Annotated in this window: 24 protein-coding genes; 23 read left to right on the plus strand and 1 reads right to left on the minus strand. The window is 69.7% G+C overall.

Annotated features, from left to right (window positions below; genetic code table 11):
• The 23 genes from fliG (at nt 1) to ACFWZU_RS04155 (ending at nt 21,412) form a co-directional block, all read left to right on the plus strand.
• A complete protein-coding gene (fliG, locus tag ACFWZU_RS04045) occupies nt 1–1,005 on the plus strand; it encodes a flagellar motor switch protein FliG (protein WP_439700123.1) in 1,005 nt (334 codons plus the stop codon).
• Nucleotides 1,005–1,619, plus strand: a complete 615-nt coding sequence (locus tag ACFWZU_RS04050) for a FliH/SctL family protein (protein ID WP_439700124.1) — start codon at nt 1,005–1,007, stop codon at nt 1,617–1,619. Before fliG ends, ACFWZU_RS04050 begins: the two co-directional genes overlap by 1 nt.
• Nucleotides 1,620–1,791: 172 nt before the next feature.
• Entirely contained in the window at nt 1,792–3,132 is a 1,341-nt protein-coding gene (gene fliI, locus ACFWZU_RS04055) for a flagellar protein export ATPase FliI (RefSeq protein WP_439700125.1), read from the plus strand.
• Nucleotides 3,129–3,560, plus strand: a complete 432-nt coding sequence (gene fliJ, locus ACFWZU_RS04060; RefSeq protein ID WP_439700126.1) for a flagellar export protein FliJ — start codon at nt 3,129–3,131, stop codon at nt 3,558–3,560. Before fliI ends, fliJ begins: the two co-directional genes overlap by 4 nt.
• 67 nt (nt 3,561–3,627) lie before the next feature.
• Nucleotides 3,628–4,644, plus strand: a complete 1,017-nt coding sequence (locus ACFWZU_RS04065; protein WP_439700127.1) for a flagellar hook-length control protein FliK — start codon at nt 3,628–3,630, stop codon at nt 4,642–4,644.
• Between the two features lie 611 nt (nt 4,645–5,255).
• Complete coding sequence (locus ACFWZU_RS04070) at nt 5,256–5,765, plus strand: flagellar basal body-associated FliL family protein (protein WP_439700128.1); 510 nt, start codon at nt 5,256–5,258, stop codon at nt 5,763–5,765.
• Between the two features lie 10 nt (nt 5,766–5,775).
• Nucleotides 5,776–6,789, plus strand: coding sequence for a flagellar motor switch protein FliM (gene fliM / locus ACFWZU_RS04075; protein ID WP_439700129.1), 1,014 nt, complete (start codon nt 5,776–5,778; stop codon nt 6,787–6,789).
• Nucleotides 6,786–7,121: a flagellar motor switch protein FliN gene (gene fliN, locus ACFWZU_RS04080; protein ID WP_439700130.1), complete on the plus strand. Its 336-nt coding sequence runs from the start codon at nt 6,786–6,788 to the stop codon at nt 7,119–7,121. The genes fliM and fliN overlap by 4 nt, the downstream gene beginning before the upstream one ends.
• A gap of 4 nt (nt 7,122–7,125) precedes the next feature.
• The gene (gene fliO / locus ACFWZU_RS04085) at nt 7,126–7,506 is read left to right on the plus strand and encodes a flagellar biosynthetic protein FliO (RefSeq protein WP_439700131.1); all 381 of its coding nucleotides are present in this window, start codon (nt 7,126–7,128) and stop codon (nt 7,504–7,506) included.
• Nucleotides 7,507–7,568: 62 nt separating this feature from the next.
• Nucleotides 7,569–8,333: a flagellar type III secretion system pore protein FliP gene (gene fliP / locus ACFWZU_RS04090; RefSeq protein WP_439700179.1), complete on the plus strand. Its 765-nt coding sequence runs from the start codon at nt 7,569–7,571 to the stop codon at nt 8,331–8,333.
• A 62-nt stretch (nt 8,334–8,395) separates the two neighbouring features.
• A complete protein-coding gene (gene fliQ, locus ACFWZU_RS04095; RefSeq protein ID WP_325165549.1) occupies nt 8,396–8,665 on the plus strand; it encodes a flagellar biosynthesis protein FliQ in 270 nt (89 codons plus the stop codon).
• On the plus strand, nt 8,662–9,432 hold the full coding sequence (gene fliR / locus ACFWZU_RS04100) for a flagellar biosynthetic protein FliR (protein ID WP_439700132.1): 771 nt from the start codon (nt 8,662–8,664) through the stop codon (nt 9,430–9,432). The genes fliQ and fliR overlap by 4 nt, the downstream gene beginning before the upstream one ends.
• 4 nt (nt 9,433–9,436) lie before the next feature.
• Nucleotides 9,437–10,573, plus strand: a complete 1,137-nt coding sequence (gene flhB, locus ACFWZU_RS04105) for a flagellar biosynthesis protein FlhB (RefSeq protein ID WP_439700133.1) — start codon at nt 9,437–9,439, stop codon at nt 10,571–10,573.
• A gap of 12 nt (nt 10,574–10,585) precedes the next feature.
• Entirely contained in the window at nt 10,586–12,679 is a 2,094-nt protein-coding gene (flhA, locus tag ACFWZU_RS04110) for a flagellar biosynthesis protein FlhA (RefSeq protein WP_439700134.1), read from the plus strand.
• A gap of 120 nt (nt 12,680–12,799) precedes the next feature.
• Nucleotides 12,800–14,236 (plus strand): flagellar biosynthesis protein FlhF, encoded by a 1,437-nt coding sequence (gene flhF, locus ACFWZU_RS04115; protein ID WP_439700135.1) that lies wholly within the window; start codon nt 12,800–12,802, stop codon nt 14,234–14,236.
• On the plus strand, nt 14,233–15,177 hold the full coding sequence (locus ACFWZU_RS04120; protein ID WP_439700136.1) for a MinD/ParA family protein: 945 nt from the start codon (nt 14,233–14,235) through the stop codon (nt 15,175–15,177). Before flhF ends, ACFWZU_RS04120 begins: the two co-directional genes overlap by 4 nt.
• A 1-nt stretch (nt 15,178) precedes the next feature.
• Entirely contained in the window at nt 15,179–15,982 is an 804-nt protein-coding gene (locus ACFWZU_RS04125) for an RNA polymerase sigma factor FliA (RefSeq protein ID WP_439700137.1), read from the plus strand.
• Between the two features lie 47 nt (nt 15,983–16,029).
• Nucleotides 16,030–16,437 (plus strand): chemotaxis response regulator CheY, encoded by a 408-nt coding sequence (locus tag ACFWZU_RS04130; RefSeq protein WP_439700138.1) that lies wholly within the window; start codon nt 16,030–16,032, stop codon nt 16,435–16,437.
• Nucleotides 16,434–17,075, plus strand: coding sequence for a protein phosphatase CheZ (locus tag ACFWZU_RS04135; RefSeq protein WP_439700139.1), 642 nt, complete (start codon nt 16,434–16,436; stop codon nt 17,073–17,075). The genes ACFWZU_RS04130 and ACFWZU_RS04135 overlap by 4 nt, the downstream gene beginning before the upstream one ends.
• A 2-nt stretch (nt 17,076–17,077) precedes the next feature.
• Nucleotides 17,078–19,036, plus strand: a complete 1,959-nt coding sequence (locus ACFWZU_RS04140; RefSeq protein ID WP_439700140.1) for a chemotaxis protein CheA — start codon at nt 17,078–17,080, stop codon at nt 19,034–19,036.
• Nucleotide 19,037: 1 nt separating this feature from the next.
• On the plus strand, nt 19,038–19,778 hold the full coding sequence (locus ACFWZU_RS04145) for a flagellar motor protein (RefSeq protein WP_439700141.1): 741 nt from the start codon (nt 19,038–19,040) through the stop codon (nt 19,776–19,778).
• 127 nt (nt 19,779–19,905) lie between these two features.
• Nucleotides 19,906–20,916 (plus strand): flagellar motor protein MotD, encoded by a 1,011-nt coding sequence (motD, locus tag ACFWZU_RS04150; RefSeq protein WP_439700142.1) that lies wholly within the window; start codon nt 19,906–19,908, stop codon nt 20,914–20,916.
• Nucleotides 20,917–20,944: 28 nt separating this feature from the next.
• The gene (locus tag ACFWZU_RS04155; protein ID WP_439700143.1) at nt 20,945–21,412 is read left to right on the plus strand and encodes a chemotaxis protein CheW; all 468 of its coding nucleotides are present in this window, start codon (nt 20,945–20,947) and stop codon (nt 21,410–21,412) included.
• Between the two features lie 269 nt (nt 21,413–21,681).
• On the opposite strand, the gene ACFWZU_RS04160 is transcribed toward ACFWZU_RS04155, so the two are convergent.
• The gene (locus ACFWZU_RS04160) at nt 21,682–22,314 is read right to left on the minus strand and encodes a DsrE family protein (protein ID WP_439700144.1); all 633 of its coding nucleotides are present in this window, start codon (nt 22,312–22,314) and stop codon (nt 21,682–21,684) included.
• Between the last annotated feature and the right edge of the window lie 21 nt (nt 22,315–22,335).

Genomic DNA, 22,335 nt, shown 5'->3' on the forward strand with positions numbered 1-22,335 from the left:
ATGAAACAGGAACCCCAAATCACCGGTGCCCAGCGCGCCGCCATCCTGCTGCTCACCCTGGGCGAGCAGGACGCCGCCGAGGTGCTCAAGCACCTGTCCGCGCGCGACGTGCAGGCGGTCGGCCAGGCCATGGCCGTGCTGACGTCCGTCTCGCGCGAGCAGGTCGACAAGGTGCTTACCCGCCTGCACGACGACATGGGCTCGCAGACCGCGCTGGGCGTCGGCACCGAGGACTACATCCGCAAGATCCTCACCAATGCGCTGGGCGAAACCAAGGCCGGCAGCCTGATCGACCGCATTCTGCTGGGCCGCTCCAGCAAGGGGCTGGAATCGCTCAAGTGGATGGAAGGCCGCGCCATCGCCGAAATGATCGGCCAGGAACATCCGCAGATCATCGCCCTGGTGCTGGCGCACCTGGAGCACGACCAGGCCGCCGAAGTGCTCGGCTACCTGCCGGCGCGCACGCGCTCGGACGCGATCATGCGCATCGCCACGCTCGATGGCGTGCAGCCGCATGCGCTCAACGAGCTGGACGAGATCATGGAGCGCCAGTTCTCCGGCAACACCAACAAGCTGAAGTCCGCCACCGTCGGCGGGCTCAAGGCCGCGGCCAACATCCTCAACGCGATGGAGACCAGCCGCGAGGCCGAACTGATGGCCGCCATCCGCAGCCACGACGCGAATCTCGGCAGCAAGATCGAAGACCTGATGTTCGTCTTCGATGACCTGGTGGAGCTCGACGACCGCTCGATGCAGGCGCTGCTGCGCGAAGTGCCCTCGCCGCGCCTGATCGTGGCGCTCAAGGGTGCCGAGCCATCGATCCGCGAAAAGATGTTCGCCAACATGTCCAAACGCGCCGCCGACATGCTGCGTGACGACCTGGAAGTCGCCGGTCCGGTGCGCGTATCCGAAGTCGATGCGGCGCAGAAGGAAATCCTCGGCATCGCGCGGCGCCTGGCCGATGCGGGCCAGATCACCCTCGGCAGCTCGGATGACCTGGTTTGATGAGCGCCGTCCTCAACCGCGACGCGGTGGCCGGCTACCAGCGCTGGGAGCCGCCGCAGGTCGGCGGCGCGCCCGCGCCGGCGCCCGCCGAGCCGGCGAACCACCCGACCGTCAGCGACCTGGAAGCGCTCGAGCGCCAGGCGCGTGAGGAAGGCCATGCCGCCGGCTTGGCCCAGGGCCTGGCCGAGGCACGCGCGCAGGGGCGCGAGCGCGTCGCTCGGCTGGAAGCGATCTGCGCCCAGGCGGCGCGCCCGCTCGAAACGCTCGATGCCGCGGTGGAACAGGAACTGGCGCAACTGGCGCTGCTCGTCGCGCGCCGTGTGATCGCCGCCGAACTTGCGACGCGGCCGGAACTGATCGCGCAGGCCGTGCGTCAGGCTGCCGCCGCGCTGCCGGCCGCCACGCGCGAGCTGCGCGTGCGTCTGCATCCGGACGATCTGGCGCTGATGCGCGAGCTGGAGGCGGCCGAGACACATTGGCAATTGATCGCCGATCCTGCGCTCGCGCGTGGTGACTGCCAGCTGGAGAGCGAGCGCTCGCGGCTCGACGCGCGGCTGGAAACACGCATGGCGGTGATGATCGACGCGGTGCTCGGCGACGAGGTAGGCGCGTGAGCGTGATGGGCTGCGGCAAGCGTTCCCCCATCCGCCTGTCGGCACCTTCCCCCGCCGGGCGGGGGAAGGACCCGGTAGCGAGCGCTCAGGTTCGATCCTTCCCCCGCGCGCGGGGGAAGGTGCCCGAAGGGCGGATGGGGGCAACCCGCCGGATGCTCCACGTGGCCACCCGATGACCCGCGCCTGGACCGAACAACTCGCCCGCCGGCGCCAGCGCGCGCAGGCGGCCCACACGCTCACCGTCGAAGGCCGGCTGCGCCGCGTGGTCGGCCTGACGCTCGAGGCCGAAGGCTGCGAAGCCGCGCTCGGCGCGCGCTGCCTGGTCGACACCGCCGACGGCAGCCAGCTCGACACCGAAGTCGTCGGTTTCGCCGATGAACGCCTGCTGCTGATGCCCGTCGGCGACATGCACGGCGTGCTGCCCAACGCCCGCGTGCGCCCGCTCGCCCACGCCGGCGGCCTGCCGGTCGGCGCGGGCCTGCTGGGCCGCGTGATCGGCGCCGACGGCGTGCCGCTCGATGGCGAAGGCCCGCTGGACACCGGCGAGCACGCCGCGCTCAAGGCCGAACCGATCAACCCGATGGCGCGCAAGCCGATCGACACCCCGCTGGACACCGGCGTGCGCGCGATCAACGCGCTGCTCACTGTCGGCCGCGGCCAGCGCCTGGGCCTGTTCGCCGGCTCCGGCGTGGGCAAGTCCACGCTGCTGGGCATGATGACCAAGTACACCGATGCCGACGTCGTGGTCGTGGGCCTGATCGGCGAGCGCGGCCGCGAGGTGAAGGAATTCGTCGAGCACACCCTGGGCGTGGAAGGCCGGCGCCGCGCGGTCATCGTCGCCGCGCCGGCCGATGCGCCGCCACTCAAGCGCCTGCGCGGCGCGCAGTACGCCACCGCCATCGCCGAATGGTTCCGCGACCGCGGCCAGCGCGTGCTGCTGCTGATGGATTCGCTCACCCGCTACGCCCAGGCCCAGCGCGAGATTGCGCTGGCGATCGGCGAGCCGCCTGCCACCAAGGGCTACCCGCCGTCCGTGTTCGCCATGCTGCCGGCGCTGGTCGAACGCGCCGGCAACGATGCCGAAGGCCGCGGCTCGATCACCGCGTTCTACACCGTGCTGACCGAAGGCGACGACTACCGCCACGACCCGATCGCTGACGCCGCGCGCGCGATCCTGGACGGCCACATCGTGCTCTCGCGCGACCTGGCCGAGGCCGGCCACTACCCGGCGATCGACATCGAGGCCTCGATCAGCCGCGTCATGCCGGCGGTCACCGCGCGCGAGCACCAGCGCGCCGCGCAGCGTTTCCGCCAGGTCTATTCGGCCTACCGCCAGCAGCGCGACCTGATCGCGGTGGGCGCCTACCAGAAGGGCTCGGACCCGCAGGTCGACCAGGCCATCGTGATGTGGCCGCGGTTGCGCGGGTTCCTGCAGCAGGAAGTGGATGAGCCGATGAACCTGGCCGACGGCATCGCCGCGCTGAACGCGCTCGCCGCCGAGGCCGCCGCGTGAGCAAGCGCGCCGACCGCCTGCAGCCGGCTGCCGACCAGGCGAAACAGCGCAGCGACGACGCCGTGCTCAAGCTCGCCGAACAGCAGCAGCGGCTGGCCAAGGCCGAACGCCAGTTGATGGAGTTGCGCGGCTACCGCCAGGAATATGCCAGCCCGCCCGGCGTCGGTGGTTTGACGGCCACGGCGCTGATGAACCGCCAGCATTTCGTCGAGCGCATCGACCGGGCGATCGACCAGCAGGTGCTGGAGATCGAACGCCAGCGCCGCCTGCTCGACCAGATCCGCGGCCTGTGGCGCGACGCCCATGCCCGCGAAGCCGCGCTGGACAACGTGATCGACCGCTACCGCGAGCAGGACCGCAAGGCCGAGGAGCGGCGCGAACAGAACGACATCGACGAGCGCATGCAGCACCGTCGTCCCGCGCGCTAGCGCTTGGCGCGAAGTTTGCTGGCCTGACTCGACGCATGCCGCCTGAAGCCTTGATGAGGAAGTGCCCATGAGCGCGACCACCGCCGCCGTGAACCCCGTCCAGCCGGCCCCGCCGCCGGCCCGTCCCGCTGCCAGCCCGGCTTCCCAGGCGGACGAGAGCCGCTTCGACCGCCACCTGGATGCCGCCCGCCAGCAACACGGGCAGGCGCAGGACAAGCCGGCGCAGGACGAGGGCAAGCACGAGGCGGCCACGGCCAAGGCGCCTGCGAAAGCCGAAACACAGAAGCCGGCCGAGGTACCCGCCAAGGACGAGGGCAACCCCGACGCCGCGGCGCTGGCCGCGGCCATGCTCGCGCTGATCGGCCAGGCTGCACCGGCCAAGCCGCTGACTGCAGCCGGCATGGTGGCTCATGCGGCGAACAAGTCGGTGACCGCCGGCGCCGACGTGAAAACACCGGCCGCGATGGTGTTGCTCGCCAACACCGCGGCCGCCGCGGCCACCGCGGCGGCGGCCAGGCCCTCGATCAACGTCGATGCCAAAGCGCTGGCGCCGATGATCGCCAAGCCCGCCGAGCAAAAAGACGCCCCGATCGACCTGGCGCAGCTCGGCAGCCTGTCCGCCAACCCGATGCCGGCCCCCGAGGCCGCCACGACCGTCGCCCCGGCGCACAGCCTCAGTGTCGCCAGCCCGGCCGGCACACCGGCGTTCGCGCAGGAGTTGGGCCAGCACGTGGTCTGGCTGGGCCTGCAGGACGTCAAGCAGGCGCGCATCCGCCTGCATCCGGAGGACTTGGGGGCGGTCGACGTCAAGGTCAGCATGAACCACGACCGCGTCGACGTGAGCTTCGCCGTGCAGCATCCGGCGGCCGTGCACGCTGTCCAGCAGACGCTGCCACAGCTTGACGCGTTGCTGGCCCAGCACGGCCTGACGCTCGGCCAGGCGGACGTGGGGCAGCGCCAGCAGCAGGGTGAAGGCGGGCGCGGCGGCGAGGCGAGCGGGACGATCGGAGAGATCGAGGCCGAGCCGGCCGTAATGGCGAGCGCGCCGGTCGCGGCGCTCGGGATGCTCGATACGTTTGCCTGAGGGCTCACCCCCTCGACTCCGCTTGGGCTACGTCCACGGTGAACGGGGCTGAGATCCGTTCGCGCTGAGTGCAGGCGCCGAAGCGTGCTCGTCGCACGCAGGCATGCATGCACCGCCGTGTGAGTCCGGTATCCCGCCCAAAAGCGCCCCCATCCGCCTGTCGGCACCTTCCCCCGCGTTCGCGGGGGAAGGACCCGGGCACGGGCGCCGCGACTTCGATCCTTCCCCTCCCGCGTTCGCAGGAAGGGCTCGAGCACGGGCGCCGCGATTTCGATCCTTCCTCTCCCGCGTTCGCGGGGGAAGGACTCGGGCGCGGGCGCCACGTTTCGATCCTTCCCCCGTTCACGGGGGAAGGTGCGCGAAGGGCGGATGGGGGAGGCCTTGCGAAAAGCCCCCCACCCACCATCCGCCCCTTCACGCCCCCGCCGATTTCCAGGCGCCCGCCGTGATCGCGACGCGCCCGTTCCCCGGCACGCGTCAAGAAAGCGCCACGCCCGCCGCAAACCCCGCAGGACCAACGCTTTGCGCCGTGGCACGCGGATTGCAACGAGGCCCGTGCAAGGCGGCGCCCCAGGTGCCAGCCGAAGAAAAACGACAACCGAGGTTGAGGCATGGCAAGTACGGAACAGGAAGCGGTGGCGCCGGCGAAGAAGAAGCGCTCGCCGCTGGTGATCGGCCTGGTAGTGGCGCTGCTGGCGGTGTCCGGCGCATGCGCCTATCTGTTCGCCGCGCGCGGACACGACAAGCCCGCCGCCGCGGCCACCGACAAGGAAGGCGGTGTCGTCGCGCCGACCAAGACCCAACCGGAGTTCTTCCTGCCGCTGGACCCGGCCTTCGTGGTCAATTTCCGCGATGACGACGCCATGCGCTACCTGCAGGTCGGCGTCACGCTGATGTCGCACGACCAGGCCGCGCTGGACACCGTCAAGGGTGTCGATCCGGTCGTGCGCAACGCGCTGGTGATGCTGTTCAGTCGCCAGAGCTATTCCATCCTCAGCGACCCGGCTGGCAAACAGAAGCTGCAGGCCGAGGCGCTGGACGCGGTACGCAAGATCGTCCAGGCGCGCACCGGCAAGCCGGGCATCGACGCGCTGTACTTCACCAGCTTCGTGATGCAGTGAGGCATCGCCCATGAGCGACCTGCTTTCCCAGGACGAAATCGACGCGCTGCTCGACGGCGTCACCGGCGGCAGCGTCGCCACCGGCGAGGACGAGCCGCCGCCCACCGAGGCGGTGCAGGCGTACGACTTCACCCAGCAGGACCGCATCGTCCGCGGCCGCCTGCCCACGCTGGAGATGGTCAACGACCGCTTCGCGCGCTTTTTCCGCCTGGGCGTGTTCAACGTCCTGCGCAAGAGCTGCGAGGTGTCGGTGCTGGGCGTGAAGATGGTCAAGTTCGCCGAGTACGTGCACAGCCTGGCCGTGCCGAGCAACCTGAACCTGGTCAAGATCAAGCCGCTGCGAGGCACCGCGCTGGTGGTGTTCGAGCCGCGGCTGGTGTTCACCGTGATCGACAACTTCTTCGGCGGCGACGGCCGTTTCCACGCACGCATCGAGGGGCGCGACTTCACCGCGACCGAGAACCGCGTGATCCAGATCATGCTGACCGAGCTGTTCGGCGCCATGAGCGAGGCGTGGAACCCGGTGCTGCCGCTGGAGTTCGAGTACATGAACTCCGAGATCAATCCGCAGTTCGCCAACATCGTCAGCCCGACCGAGACGGTCGTGGTGTCGCGCTTCCACGTCGAGCTCGACGGTGGCGGTGGCGAGATCCACCTGACGCTGCCGTACGCGATGGTCGAGCCGATCCGCACGCTGCTCGACGCCGGCGTGCAGAGCGACCTGGCCGACCGCGATGACCGATTCACCGAGCACCTGCATGAGGAAGTGCTCGACGCCGAGGTGGAGCTGAGTTCGCTGCTGCTGGAAACCGAGCTTTCGATCGGCGACTTCCTGCAGCTGCGCCCGGGCGACGTGATCCCGGTGGCGCTGCCCGAGCATTGCACCGTCTTCGCCGAGGACGTGCCGGTGTTCCGCGGCCGCTACGGCCAGGCCAACGGCCAGACGGCGATCCAGTTCCAGACCCATGTCGGCCGACGCGAGAGGCGTGCGTCCGGCGAGTTCACAGAGAAGAAAAGCGCATGACTGCCAATGACGCCGCGGTCGCCGACCGCATCGAATCCGACGCCCTGAACGGCTTTGCCGTCGAAGGCGGCGATGTCAACCTGGACATGATCCTGGACGTGCCGGTGACGGTCGCGATGGAGGTCGGTCGCACCCGCATCAGCATCCGCAACCTGCTGCAGCTCAACCAGGGCTCGGTGGTGGAACTGGACCGTGCTGCCGGCGAACCGCTGGACGTGTTCGTCAACGGCACCCTGGTCGCCCACGGCGAGGTGGTGGTGATCAACGAGAAGTTCGGCATCCGCCTGACCGACGTGGTCAGTCCGGCCGAGCGCGTGCGCAAGCTGCGTTGATCCCATGCTCGCCCTGATCTTCGCCGCGCCCGCCGCCACGCCCGACATCAACGTCGGCGGCGAGCTGTTGCGCGTGCTGCTCAGCCTGGCGGCGGTGATCGCGCTGATCTTCGTGGCCGGCTGGATGAGCCGCCGCCTGCAGGCCCGCAGCCTGCCCGGTGGCCGGCGTATCCGCTGCGTGGAATCGATGGCGGTCGGCGCGCGCGAGCGCGTGCTGCTGATCGACGCCGACGGCAAGCGCCTGCTGCTCGGCGTGGGGCAGGGCGGCCTGCGCACCCTGCATGTGTACGAGGGCGCGGCTCCGGTCGACGCCAATCCGCCGGCGCCGCAGCCGGCCGCTCCCAACTTCGCGCAACTGCTGTCGCGCTGGAAAGGCAAGTCGTGAAACCGCAGGTCTTGAAAGTGGCGCCGTTCCGCGGCGCGCGCTGGGTGCTCGCGCTGGTGCTGATGCTGTTGCCGCTGTTCGCCTTCGCGCAGGCGGCGCCCGCGCCGGCCGTGCCCGCGCTGAGCATGCCGGCAAGCCCCGCGGCGCCCGGCGGCATTCCCGTGCTGACCGTGCACGACGCGCCGGGCGGTGCGAAGAACTGGACGCTGTCGCTGCAGTTGCTGGGCCTGATGACGGTCCTGACGCTGCTGCCGGCGATCCTTTTGATGATGACCTCGTTCACCCGGATCATCATCGTGCTGGGCTTCCTGCGCCAGGCACTGGGCACGCAGTCGACGCCACCCAACCAGGTGCTGCTCGGGCTGGCGCTGTTCCTGACGCTGTTCGTGATGGGCCCGGTCTTCAACAAGGCCTACAGCGATGGCGTCAAGCCGTACATGGACGGCCAGATGACCGCCGAGCAGGCGCTGCCCGCCGCCAGTGCGCCGTTCAAGCGCTTCATGCTCGACCAGACCCGCGACGCCGACCTGCAGCTGTTCACCCAGCTGGCCAGGGAGAAGCCCTACGCCGACAAGGACGCCGTGCCCTTCCGCGTGGCGATGCCGGCGTTCCTGACCTCCGAGCTGAAGACCGCGTTCCAGATGGGCTTCCTCTTGTTCATCCCGTTCCTGATCATCGACCTGGTGGTGGCCAGCGTGCTGATGTCGATGGGCATGATGATGGTCTCGCCGATGATCATCTCGCTGCCCTTCAAGATCATGCTGTTCGTGCTGGTGGATGGCTGGACGCTGTTGATCGGGACGCTGGCGGGGAGTTTCTACACGTGAGCGGGGCTTTTGCGCGCTCTCCCCTCCGGGGAGAGGGAGCCAAGTGTCCGAACTTCCCGCCCATGACCCCTGAATCCGTCATCGAATTCGGCCAGCACGCGCTCTACGTGGCGATTCTGGTCGCCGCGCCGCTGCTGCTCACCGCGCTCGCCGTGGGCCTGCTGGTAGGCGTGATCCAGGCGGCCACGCAGATCAACGAGATGACCCTCTCGTTCATCCCCAAGCTGATCGCCATGGCGGTGGTCGCGCTGATTACCGGCCCGTGGATGCTGCGCACGCTGGTGCAGTTCACGCGGCAATTGATCGAGGGGCTGCCCGGGGCGGTGAAATGACCACGGTGGATCTGGCCCAGCTGGAGAACTGGCTGGGCGGCCTGCTGTGGGCGCTGGGCCGCGTCGGCGGCCTGTGCCTGATCGCACCCGTGCTGGGCTCTGGCGTGATCCCCGCGCGCATCCGCGTCGGCTTGGTGGTGATGCTGACGCTGGTGCTGGCGCCGCTCGCACCGGCGGCGGTCGATCCGTTGAGCGCCGCGGGCCTGGCGACGATGGTCAGCCAGATCCTGGTCGGCGCCTCGGTCGGCTTCGTGCTCAAGCTGGTGTTCGAGGCGGTGGCGTTTGGCGGCGAGCTGGTAGGGCAGGGCATGAGCCTGGGCTTCGCCGAAGTGGTCAATCCGGGCGGCGGCGGCAGTACGCCGGTGCTCAGCCAGTTCTACATGGTCCTGGTGACCTTGCTGTTCCTGGCGCTCAACGGCCACCTGCGGCTGATCCAGCTGCTGGCCGACAGCTTCCAGACGCTGCCGCCAGGCCCCGTCGCGATCAATGCCGAAGGGCTGCACGCGGTGGTGCTGTTCGGCACGCATCTTTTCGCCGGCGCGGTGCGCGTCGCGCTGCCGGCGGTCACCGCGCTTTTGGTGGTGAACATCGGTTTTGCCGCGATCAGTCGCGCAGCGCCTTCGATGAACCTGTTCGCGGTCGGCTTCCCGATCACCCTGTGCCTGGGGTCGATCGCGCTGTGGATGGGTTTGCGCGCGCTCCCGGGTGCGTTCGAAACGCTGCAGGACAGCGCCTGGTCGCTGATGCACGAACTGGTCGGAGGCTGATGTCATGGCCGAGAACGACGACCAGGAACGCACAGAACAACCATCGGAAAAACGGCTCAAAGAGGCCCGCGAAAAAGGCGACGTACCCCGATCACGGGACCTTTCCGGCGCCCTGGTGGTGCTGGCCGGCGTGGCAGCGTTGCTCTCCGGTAGCGAAGGCGCGATGGCACACGCGCGCACCATCTACGGCCTCGGCCTCTCCTACAGCCGCGAGGCCCTGTTCTCCGATGCGCTGCCCGCACGCGTACTCGGCATGGCGGTGCGCGAGGCGATGATGCTGCTGATGCCGGTGGCGCTGGCGACGATCCTTGCGGCGCTGACCGGACCGGTGCTCCTGGGCGGCATCCACTTCAGCGGGCAGGCGCTGCAGCCGAAGTTCGACCGGCTCAACCCGGTCGCCGGCCTGGGCCGGCTGGTTTCCATGCGCGGGCTGGTCGAGCTGGTGAAGTCGCTGGTCAAGCTGCTCTTCATCGGCGGCGCGCTGGCGCTGCTGCTCAAGCACTCGGTGGACGAGCTGCAGGCGCTGGGCCGTGCGGACGTGGCCCTGGGCGTGGCCCGCGCGATGTCGTTGCTGGGTCGCTCGGCGCTGCTGTTCGGGGCCTTGCTCCTGCTGATCGGCGGCGCGGACGCGCTTTACCAGAAGTTCGACCACGCCAAGCGCCTGCGCATGACGCGCCAGGAGCTCAAGGACGAGTCGAAGGAGACCGAGGGCAACCCGGAACTGAAGGGCCGCATCCGCCAGGTGCAGTTCGAGATGTCGCGCCGCCGGATGATGCAGGAGCTGCCCAAGGCCGACGTGATCGTCACCAACCCGACCCACTTCGCCATCGCGCTCAAGTACGACGAAAACGGCACTGGCGCGCCGCGCGTGATCGCCAAGGGCGTGGATGTGCTCGCCCAGCAGATCCGCCTGGTGGCCAGCGGCCACCGCATCCCGATGGTCGAGGCGCCGCCGCTGGCACGCGCCTTGTATGCCACCACCTCGCTGGGCCGGGAAATCCCGGTCTCGCTGTACGTGGCGGTGGCGCAGGTGCTGGCCTACGTCTACCAGTTGAAGCAGGCGACGGCACGCGGCGACGAGCCGCCGCCGGCGCCCAGGCCCGAGGTCGATCCTGACCTGATGGGCCCTTACAAGATCTAAGGGGAACGACGCATGGCCGCCGCTGGCGCAATGGAATCTCTCAAGCAGCTCGGACGCCGCGGCGTCGGCGCGCCGGTGGTCATGCTGGCGATGCTGGCGATGGTCATGCTGCCGATGCCGCCGTTCCTGCTGGACATGCTGTTCAGCTTCAACATCGCGCTGTCGCTCGTCATTTTGTTGGCGGTGATCTACGTGATGCGGCCGCTGGAATTCGCCGCTTTTCCGACGGTCGTGCTGATGGCGACTCTTTTACGTCTCGCCCTGAACATCGCCTCGACCCGCGTGGTGCTGCTGCATGGCCACGACGGTCCGGGGGCGGCCGGCAAGGTGATCGAGGCGTTCGGCGAGTTCGTGATCGGCGGCAACTTCGCCGTCGGCCTGGTGGTGTTCGCGATCCTCACCATCATCAACTTCGTGGTGGTCACCAAGGGCGCCACCCGCGTGTCGGAAGTGACCGCCCGCTTCACCCTGGACGCGATGCCCGGCAAGCAGATGGCGATCGACGCCGATCTCAACGCGGGCCTCTTGACCCAGGAGCAGGCGCGCGAGCGCCGCCAGGAAGTGCGCGAGGAAGCGGACTTCTACGGCTCGATGGACGGTGCCTCGAAGTTCGTCCGCGGCGACGCCACGGCCGGCATCCTGATCCTGTTCATCAACATCATTGGCGGCTTCTTCGTCGGCATGTTCCAGCACGGCCTGGGCGCCGGCGAATCGGCCAAGACCTACACCCTGCTCACCATCGGCGACGGCCTGGTCGCGCAGGTGCCCGCGCTGATGCTCTCGATCGCCACGGCGGTGATCGTCACCCGCGTGTCCAAGTCGCAGGACATGGGCAAGCAGGTGATCGGCCAGGTGTTCGGCCAGCCGCGCGCGCTGGCGGTGGCCGGCGCGGTGCTGGGCGTGATGGGCCTGATCCCGGGCATGCCGAACCTCGCCTTCCTGCTGCTCGGCGGCTGCTGCGGCGGCGCGGCGTACCTGATGATCAAGCGTGAGCGCGAGACGAAGGAGAAGCTCGCCGAGGCGGTCGCCGAGCCGGCCGCGACGCCCGCCGTCCCGGCCGAGCGCATGGAACTCAACTGGGACGACGTGGCCAGCGTCGATCCGCTGGGGCTGGAGGTCGGCTACCGGCTGATCCCGCTGGTGGACACGCACCAGGGCGGCGAGCTGATGGGCCGGATCAAGTCCGTCCGACGCAAGCTGTCGCAGGAATTCGGCTTCCTCGTCCCGGCAGTGCACATCCGCGACAACCTGGACCTGGGACCCAATACCTACCGCGTCACCCTGATGGGCGTGCCGATGGGCGAGGCCGAGGTGCACAACGAGCGGCTGCTGGCGATCAATCCCGGTCGCGTGCACGGGCCGCTGCAGGGCATCCAGACCAAGGACCCGGCGTTTGGCCTGGAAGCCGTATGGATAGAGCAGGGCCAGCGCGAGATGGCGCAGAGCCTGGGCTACACCGTGGTCGATCCGGCCACCGTGGTGGCCACGCACCTGTCGCACATCCTGCAAACCCACGCGCACGAACTGATCAGCCACCAGGACGTGCAGCAACTGCTCGACCGCCTGGCGCAGACCGCGCCCAAGCTGGTCGAGGACCTGGTGCCCAAGCGCATGGCGCTGGGCGTGGTGGTCAAGGTGCTGCAGAACCTGCTGGCCGAGCGCGTGCCGATTCGCAACATGCGCACGATCGTCGAAACCTTGGCGGAGCACGCGGGCCAGAGTCAGGATCCCGGCATGCTCACCGCCGCCGTGCGCGTCGCGCTGGGCCGCCAGATCGTGCAGGAGATCACCGGCCTGGGTACCGAGGTGCCGGTCATCACGCTGGCGCCGGAACTCGAGCAGATCCTCATGAATTCGCTCTCCGGCGGCGGCGTGGCCGGCGCGGCGGTGGAACCGGGCCTGGCCGACCGCCTGCAGCAGAGCGTCGCCGACGCCGCGCGGCGCCAGGAAATGAGCGGCGAAGCGGCCGTGCTGCTGGTCGCGCCGCAGCTTCGTCCGTGGCTCGCCCGCTTCACCCGCCACGTGGCACAGAACCTGCACGTACTGGCTTACAACGAGGTGCCGGACAACCGCAGGGTGCGGCTGGTCCAGGCGCTGGGACGTTGAGGAGCCGGGAATCGTGAATAGCAAATCGGGAATCGCAAAAGCGCGCACGCCATGGGTTGGCGCGAACCGCTTCAACCATTCCCCATTGACCATTCCCCATTCCCGCTTGCGGAGCAAGCAATGAAGATCAAACGTTTCGTAGCGCCGGACATGCGCCAGGCGATGCGCGAAGTGCGCGAGGAGCAGGGCCCGGATGCGGTGATCCTGTCCACGCGCAGGATTGACGAGGGCATCGAGATCATTGCCGCCGTCGATTACGACGAGGCGCTGGTGCGCGAGGCCGCGCGCCATGGCGCGGCGCCTGCGCCGGCCGTGGAGCCGCCGGCGTTGCCGCCGCGTGCCGCCGCGGCGAATCCGCCGCCGCCCCCGCCCCCGGTGGGCGAGGCCCGCGTCGAAACGCTGGCGCCCGCCACTCGTCCGTCGCCCGCCGAGGCTGCCCCGCGGCCCGCGCAGGCGGTCGCGTCCGGGGAAGCACACAAGACGGCACGGCCCGAACCTCGCGCGCCGCGCGCCGCGACCGGCGCCCAGGCCGAGGGCCTGGTCCAGGCCAGGGCGCAGGCGCCGCAGCCGCAGCAAGCACCGGAGATCCCGGCCGAGCCGGTCGTCCACCCGCTTATCGAGCGCGCCGCGCAGGACACCGTGCGCATGCGCGCCGAGCTGTCCAGCCTGCGCGAGATGCTCGAGATGCAGCTCTCCAGCCTGGCCTGGAACGACATGGAACGCCGCCAGCCGATGCACACCCGCGTGCTGCGCGAGCTGACCCGGCTCGGCATCGACGCCGACGTCGCCCGCGCGCTGGCCGACGAGCTGCCGCCGCAGATGACGCCCGAACAGGCGCGCTACCTGCCGCTGGGCATGTTGAGCCGTGGCATCGCCGTCAGCGGCCGCGGCCGCTCGGATGAGGCCGGCGTTACCGCGCTGGTCGGCCCGACCGGCGTGGGCAAGACCACCACGCTGGCGAAGCTGGCCGCCCGCGCGGTGGTGCGCCATGGCGCCTCGCAGGTCGCGCTGGTCAGTACCGACCATTACCGCATCGGCGCCGCCGCGCAGCTGGAGCACTACGGTCGCCTGCTCGGCGTGCGGGTGTATCCGGCCTACGACGCGCAGAGCCTGCGCCAGGTGCTGGAACTGCTGAAGGGCTGCCACACCGTGCTGGTCGACACCGCCGGCCTGGCCGGCAACGACCCGCGGCTGGCCGAACAACTCGACGCGCTGCGCGAGGCCGGCGAGCTGCGCGCCTGCCTGGTGCTGGCCGCCAACGCGCAGGCGCAGTCGCTGGACGACGCCGTGCGTGCGTACCTGCCGGTCAAGCCGCACGCGGCGATCCTGACCAAACTCGACGAGGCGCCCAGCCTCGGCGGCGCACTGTCGGTGCTGATCCGCCACCGGCTGGCGCTGGACTACACCACCGACGGCCAGCGCGTGCCCGAGGACATCGCCGCCGCCGACGCACGCCTGCTGGTATGCCGCGCCGCGCAGGCGCTCAAGGGCAACACGCCGGCCGCCGACGAGGCGGTGCTGGCCGAGCGCTTCGGGACGATGGTGGCCCAGGCATGAGCGGAATCCTTGCAATGAACCAGGCGTGGGGCTTGAAAGACATGTTCAACGCGATCACGGGCGAGCGCGACAGCGCGCCGCCCGCACCGCACCGGCCGCACCAGGCGGCCAACGCCGGCGCACCGCGCCGCCGCTGCCGCGCGATCGCGGTGGCCGGCGGCAAGGGTGGCGTCGGCAAGACCACCGTGGCGGTCAACCTCGGCATGAGCCTGGCGATGGCCGGCCGTGACGTGATGTTGCTCGACGCCGACATGGGCCTGGCCAACGTCGACGTGCTGCTCGGCCTGGCGCCCTCGCGCCACCTGGGCCACCTGCTCGACGGTACCGCCACGCTCGAGGAGCTGGTGCTGGAGGGGCCGCACGGGCTGAAGGTCATTCCCGGCGGATCCGGCGCGCGGCGCCTGGCGCAACTGGGCAACGGCGAGCATGCCGCGGTGATCCGCGCGTTCGACGAGCTGCCCAGGCCGCCGGACTACCTGCTGGTCGACACCGCCGCGGGCCTGTCCGACAACGTGGCGATGTTCGCCGCCGCGACCGACGACGTGGTGCTGGTGGTCTGCGACGAACCGGCTTCGCTCACCGACGCCTACGCGCTGATCAAGGTGCTTTCGCGCGACTTCGGGGTGCGTCGCTTCCGCTTCGTCGCCAACCTGGTGCGCAACCTGGGCGAGGCCCGGGCGCTGCACCAGAAGCTGGCCAAGGTCAGCGACCGCTTCCTGGACGTGGTGCTGGATTTCTTCGGCTTCGTGCCGCAGGACGAGCGGCTCAAGCAGGCCATCCGCCGGCAGAGCGCGGTGGTGGACCTGTGGCCGGCGGCGCGTTCGTCGCAGGCATTCAAGCAATTGGCGGGTGCGGTCGATAACTGGGAGGAACCCGCGCGCGCGGGCCTGGACCGCATCGCGTTTTTCGGTGGCCAGGCCGTGACGGCGTCGGGGTGGTGACATGAGCGTGGCATCGGAATATCTCCAGCTGCAAAAACAGAGTGCAGACGAGTTGGTGCGCCAGCACGCGCCACTGGTGCGGCGTATTGCCTATCACCTGATGGGCCGCCTGCCGCCGAGCGTGGACGTGGGCGACCTGATCCAGTCGGGCATGATCGGCCTGCTCGAGGCCGCGCGGCACTACGCGACCGATCGCTCGGCGAGCTTCGAGACCTACGCCGGCATCCGCATCCGCGGCGCCATGCTGGACGAGCTGCGCAAGACCGACTGGACCCCGCGCTCGGTGCATCGCAAGGTGCGCGAAGTGGCCGAGGTGGTGCGCCAGATCGAGATCGAGACCGGCGCCGACGCCGAGGACGCCGAGGTGATCAAGCGGCTGGGCGTGAGCGCGGAGGAGTACCACCAGATCCTCGCCGATGCCGCCAGCGCGCGCCTGCTCAGCCTGACCGCGCCCGACGACGGCGACGGTGCGCCGGCCTTCGACGTGGTCGACCAGGGCAACCTGGGTCCGGCCGAGAGCATCGAACAGGAAGGCCTGCGCCAGGCGCTGATCGACGGCATCTCCGGCCTGCCCGAGCGCGAGCAACTGGTCATGTCGCTGTACTACGAGCAGGAATTGAACCTGAAGGAAATCGGCGCCGTGCTGGGCGTGACCGAGTCGCGCGTGTGCCAGATCCATGGCCAGGCGATCGTGCGGTTGCGCGCGCGCCTGGGCGATTGGCGGGATGGGAATGGGGAATCGGAAATGGGCAATCGCAAAGGCAAAAGCCGCCGTGCCCAACCCGATCGCTCCTCGCCCCGCTGACGATTGACCATTAACGATTCCCCATTCCCCTTTTTCCAGAGGAAAAAATGGACAAGAACATGAAAATCCTCGTGGTGGACGACTTCTCCACCATGCGGCGCATCGTCAGGAACCTGCTGGTGGAGCTGGGCTTCACCAACACGCTGATCCAGGAAGCCGACGACGGCAACAATGCGATGACCATGCTGAAAAGCCAGCCGTTCGACATGGTCGTGACCGACTGGAACATGCCCAACATGACCGGCATCGACCTGCTGCGCGCGATCCGCGCCGAGCCCTCGCTCAAGGGCCTGCCGGTGCTGATGGTCACCGCGGAGAACAACCGCGACCAGATCATCGCCGCCGCCCAGGCGGGCGTGAACGGCTACATCGTCAAGCCGTTCAACGCGGTCACGCTCAAGGAGAAGCTCACCAAGATCTTCGAGCGCCTCGCCGCCGCGGGGGCCAGCGCATGAGCGCCGTCCTCTCCACCTTCGACGAGAGCGCGCTGCCGGTCGAGCTGCAGGACCTGCTCAACAGCCAGGACGGCGCCGCCTTCGAGCAGGCGCTCGACGCGCTGGTGCGCCAGCGCGAGCAGCACCTGTTCCGTGCGCTGGGCCTGCTCGCGCGCGACCTGCATGGCGCGGTCAGCCGGCTCGGCAACGACCTGGCGCAGGAAGGCGTGCCGGGCAAGGTCGCCGACGTGCGCAAGCACCTGAACGACGTGCTGGAGATGAGCGCGCAGGCGGCCCATCGCAGCATCGACTTCGCCGAGCGCATGAGCCCCGAAGCGGACGCGCTGGCGCAGAGCGCCGAACAGGTGCTCGCTTCGGCCGCGCCGTGCGACCCGGTCGCCGACCTGGCCCGCCAGGCCAACGCGTTCGCCGGCAACTGCCGCGACGGCCTCAACGACATGGTCATGGCGCAGTCCTGGCAGGACCTGTCCGGCCAGCGCATCAAGAAGGTGGTCAACTTCATCGAGTCGGTCGAGGCGTCGCTGCTGGAACTGGTTCGCCTGACCGGCGCGCTCTCCGGTCGCGAACCGCCGCCGGTGGTGGAGAAGATCTCCGGACAGGACGAGGCGGACCGCCTGCTCAGCGAATTCGGGTTCTGAGCATGGACCCCTCGCTCGACGCCGAACTGCGCGACGATTTCCTGGTCGAGGCCGGGGAGCTGGTCGAGCGCCTGTCGGAAGAACTGGTCGAGCTGGAGGCCAACCCCCGCGACGCCGAGTTGCTCAACGCGGTGTTCCGCGCGTTCCACACGGTCAAGGGTGGCGCGGGCTTCCTCGCCATCGATCCGATGGTGCAGCTGTGCCACCACGCCGAGGACCTGCTCAACGTCGCCCGCAACGGCGCGCTGGTGCTGGACTCGGCGCGGATGGATGCGCTGCTCGAAGCACTCGACCTGCTCAACGCGATGATGGATGCGTTGCGCAGCGGCGCCTCCATGGCGATGCCGCCGCCGGCGCTGCTCAAGCGGTTGATGCCCGGCGCCGCGGTGCCCGCACCGGCTCCGCCGCCGGTGGCCGCGCCGGTCGCCGCGCCGCCGGCCGACGGCAGCATCGACGACAGCGAATTCGAAGCCCTGCTCGACAGCCTGTATGGCACCGCCGCGCCAGGCACCGTGCCGCCGGCCGCGCCTGCGCCCGCGACCATCAATGATGACGAGTTCGAAGCGCTGCTGGACAACCTGCACGGCACTGCCGCGCCGGGTGCCAGCGCCGCGCCGACGCCCGGCACCAGCATCGCCGACGACGAATTCGAGGCCTTGCTCGACAACCTGCACGGCAAGGGCGGTGCGCCTGGCGCCGTGCCGGCGCCGGTGCCTGCTGCCCCTGCGCCTGCGCCTGCGCCTGCGCCGGCCCCGGCCCCGGCCCCGGCCCGCGCCGCCGCGGCGGCCGAAACCAGCGTTCGCGTGGACACCGGCCGGCTCGACGCGCTGGTCAACCGCGCGGGCGAACTGGTGCTGGTGCGCAACCGCCTGCAGAGCCTGGCCCAGAAAAGCGGCGACGAAACGCTGGCGCAGGCCGCGGCCGAGCTCGATCGTGTCGCCGACGAGATGCAGGGCGCCGTGCTGGCGATGCGCATGCAGCCGGTCGGCCGCCTGTTCCAGCGCTTCCCGCGCATCGTGCGCGACCTCGCCCGCCAGCTGGGCAAGGAAGTGGACCTCGTCACCGAAGGCGAAGGCACGGACCTGGACCGCAGCCTGGTCGAGGCGCTCGCCGATCCGCTGATCCACCTGCTGCGCAACGCGCTCGACCACGGCCTGGAAATGCCCGAGGAGCGGACCAGGGTGGGCAAGTCCCGCCGCGGCATCGTGCGGCTGTCCGCCAGCCAGCGCGGCGAGCGCATCGTCATCGCGGTGAGCGACGACGGCCGCGGCATGAATCCCGAGGTGCTCAAGCGCAAGGCGGTCGAGAAGGGCGTCATCGACGAGGCCCAGGCCGCGCGCCTGACCGAGAACGAGTGCTACGAGCTGATCTTCCGCCCCGGCTTTTCCACCGCCGCGCAGATCTCCGACATCTCCGGCCGCGGCGTGGGCATGGATGTGGTCAAGACCCGCGTGGCGGAGCTGGGCGGCACGCTGCAGGTGCGCTCTAAGCTGGGCCACGGCAGCGAACTGGAACTGACCGTGCCGCTGACGCTCGCGATCCTGCGCGTGCTGATGGTGCGCGTGGGCCCGCGCCTGTTCGCGCTGCCGCTCTCCAACGTGGAGGAAGTGTTCGAGCTGACCGCCGGTCAGGACCGCATGCTCGACGGCCGCCTGGTCGCCAACCACCGCGGCCGCGCACTGCCGCTGGGCGACCTGGCCGGCTGGGCCGGCGTACTGGGTGCCGCGCCGCGCCACGTCGTGGTGCTGCACATCGGCCACCAGCGCATGGGCTGCCTGGTGCACGAAGTGCTCGGCCGCGAGGACGTCATGGCCAAGCCGCTCGGGCCGCTGTTCGAAGGCGTGCCCGGCATCGCCGGCGCGACCGTCACCGGCGATGGGCGGCTGGCGCTGGTGCTCGACCTGGCCGGCCTGGCCGACGACGGCGGGCAACTGCTGCCGTCACTGAGGGCGGCGGGCTGACATGGACCTGGTGAGCCTCGTCGGCACGATCCTGGCCTTCCTGGTCATCATCGTGGGCACCATTCTGAAGGGCTCGACAGTCGGCGCCCTGGTGAACCCGGCAGCGTTCGTGATCGTCTTCGCCGGCACCATCGCCGCACTGATGGTGCAGACGCCGGGCAGCGTGCTGCGCCGTGCGCTGGGCATGCTGCCGATGGTCTACCGGCCGCCGGTATTCCAGCCGTCCGACCTCATCACGCGGATCATCGGCTGGAGCGAGATTTCACGCCGCCAGGGCCTGCTCGGCCTGGAACCGCAGATCGAGGAGGAGCACGACGGCTTCGTCCGCAAGGGCCTGCAGATGCTGGTCGACGGCGGCGAGCCTGACGCGATCCGCGGCGTGCTCGAGGTCGAGATGGAGGCGCGCGAACACAACGAACTGGTCGCCGCCAAGGTGTTCGAGAACGCCGGCATCTACTCGCCCACCATGGGCATCATCGGTGCCGTCATGGGCCTGATGGCGGTGATGCAGAACCTTGCCGACCCCAGCAAGCTCGGCCACGGCATCGCCGCCGCGTTTGTCGCCACGATCTACGGCGTGGCGCTGGCCAACCTGCTGATGCTGCCGATGTCCTCACGGCTCAAGGGCCTGGTGCGCAAGCAGACGCAGATGCGCGAGATCCTGGTCGAGGGGCTGGTGTCGATCGCCGAGGGGGACAACCCGCGGCAGATCGAGGCCAAGCTGCAGGGGTATCTGTCGTGAGCCGGGCGCCGCGCCGCCTTGTCTCCCTCCCCTGCGTGCAGGGGAGGGTTGGGGAAGGGTGCTCTTCGGCCCGTGCCACCTACCCCCTCCCAACCTTCCCCTGCCAGCAGGGGGAGGAGTTGTGGCCATGAAACGCAAGCACCACGAAGACCACGTCAACCACGAGGCATGGGCGATCCCGTATGCCGACCTGATGACGCTGCTGCTCGCCTTCTTCGTGGTGATGTACGCCGTCTCGGTCGTCAACGAGGGCAAGTACCGCGTGATGTCCGAGTCGATCATCGAGGCGTTCAACGGCTCCAGCCATGTGATCGCGCCGATGCCGCCGCAGAGCGCCAAGCCGCACAACGTCGACCCGGCCATCGCCGCGCCGCAGAGCCAGCCCGGCGCCGCCGTGGCGCCGGTCGCGGTGCCGATCCCGCTGCGCCCGGCGCCGCGGCGGATGGTCGCCGAACGCGCCCCGCACGAGACCATGCGCGACGTGCAGGCTGCGCAGGAGGCACAGCGCCAGGCCAACCTCACGCGCATCCAGCACGAAGTGGAAAAGGCGCTGCAGCCGCTGATCGACAAACAGCAGGTCGTCGTGCGGCGCACGCCGAACTGGCTGGAAATCGAGATCCGCACCGACATCCTGTTTCCCAGCGGTGTGGCGCAGCTCTCGCACCAGGCCGACGCCGTGCTCAGCAACCTGGGCGGTATCCTCGCGCCGTTCGGCAACCCGCTGCGTATCGAGGGATACACGGACGACAAGCCGATCAACACGGCCGTCTTTCCGTCCAACTGGGAACTCTCCGCCGCACGCGCCGCCAGCGTGGCGCGGCTGTTCACCGAACACGGCGTGAGCCCCGCGCGGCTGGGCATCATCGGCTGGGGCCAGTTCCGCCCGGCAGCCGACAATGCGACCCTGGAAGGCCGCAACCGCAACCGCCGCGTGCTGGTGGTCGTGCTGAGTGACCATGCCATGCCGACCCGCTATTCGGGCGACGCCGACCAGGCGGGCCAGCTCGCCGATGCCGCGTCCCCCACCGACGCGCCGCCCGATGGCCTTGCCAAAGCGGGCGCGCAGGAGCACCTGGCCAAACCGGCGGTGCACCTGGTCGAGCCACCCCTGATCGTCACGCCCGGGCACGGCAAATGAGCCGCGCCCCCACCATGGAGCGAAGGCCATGAATTCCCCGGCCACCCCTTCCGGCAACACCCGGCACTGGCTCACCTTCCAGCTCGACGGGCAGGCCTATGCCGCGCCGCTGGCACAGGTGAGCGAAGTGATCCGGGTCGGCGAGGTGACGCCGGTGCCCGGCGCCGCGCCTGACCTGCTCGGCGTCCGCCACCTGCGCGGACGCGTGCTGCCGGTGCTCGACGGGCGCCGCCGGCTGGGCCTGCCGCCGCGCGATGGCGACACGGACAGCGCGCGTGTGGTGATGCTCAGCCACGCCAGCCATGCCGTCGGCCTGCGCGTGGATGCGGTCGGCGAGCTGCTGCTGCCGGGCGCCGACGCGATCGCGCCACCGCCGCCCGGGCGTGCCGTGCGCGTGGACGATCCGGTCGTCGGCGTGCTGCCGTGGAAGGGCGGCTTCGTCGCGCTGCTGGATGTGCGCCGGCTGTGCCGGCTGCCGGAGTCGGATGCGGCGTGAGCGGGGTCTTGCCGCAAGGCTTTCCCTATCCGCCCTGCGGGCGCCTTCCCCCGTAAACGGGGGAGGAAAGCACTGGCGCTGCGCTCCCTGGCGAATTTCCCGCAAGCGCGGGAAAGCGCCTCCGCACGACAACTCCCAGGTGAGCCTTCCCCCGTTTACGGGGAAAGTGCCGACAGGCGGATGGGGTGGATCTTGCCGCGGCCATTGACTGAACCGCTCGTCCGGAGGCTGGAAAGGCCGCCGCGTCGGGAGGCCGCCGCGCTGCGGGATCAATCCGGCTCTTTCGGCACCTCGCCATAACCGGCCGCCTGCAGTTCCTCGCGCGTGGTCAGCGCGGAGAGCGCCAGCGACATGCCCGGACGGATATTGGCGGCGACGAAGTTCTGGTGGCCCAGCGCCTGCCCGCACACCACCATGTCGACGTGGGCCTGGTGCAACTGGCGGATCAATCCGGCGTTCGGGTTGGGATGGCCAAATTTCTTCTGGTAGGCGGCATCCGACAGCGCCAGGTCGACGCCCCTTCCGTAGAACAGCACGACCAGGTGCACCTTCTCGTTGGGCACGCCCGCCAGCGCATACAGGTTGAGCAGCTTGGCCGCGGTGTGCAGTCGTCGGTTGATCTCGCCATGGGTGGCCTCGTCGCTGTCGACGTCGATGTACAGGCGGTGGTCCGCCGTGGTCGAGGGCATCAGGGCATCCGGCCCGACCGGCAGCACGCCACCGGCGCCATGGATGCGCGGGTAGGTCAGGCGCGGGTCGGGCTGCGGGCGCGAGGCGGTGAAGGCCAGGGCGGCGGCGCAGGCGATCAGCAGCAGCGCAATGCCGCTCCACGCCAGCGCGCGGCGGATCGGCGAAGGGGCAAGGTCATCGTCGGACATGGTGGTCGCTTTGCTGTAGGACATCCCTGGGCTGTCTCCTTCGGC

Origin of the sequence: Frateuria sp. GZRR33 (assembly GCF_051900425.1) — a bacterium.
Classification (GTDB): domain Bacteria; phylum Pseudomonadota; class Gammaproteobacteria; order Xanthomonadales; family Rhodanobacteraceae; genus Frateuria_A.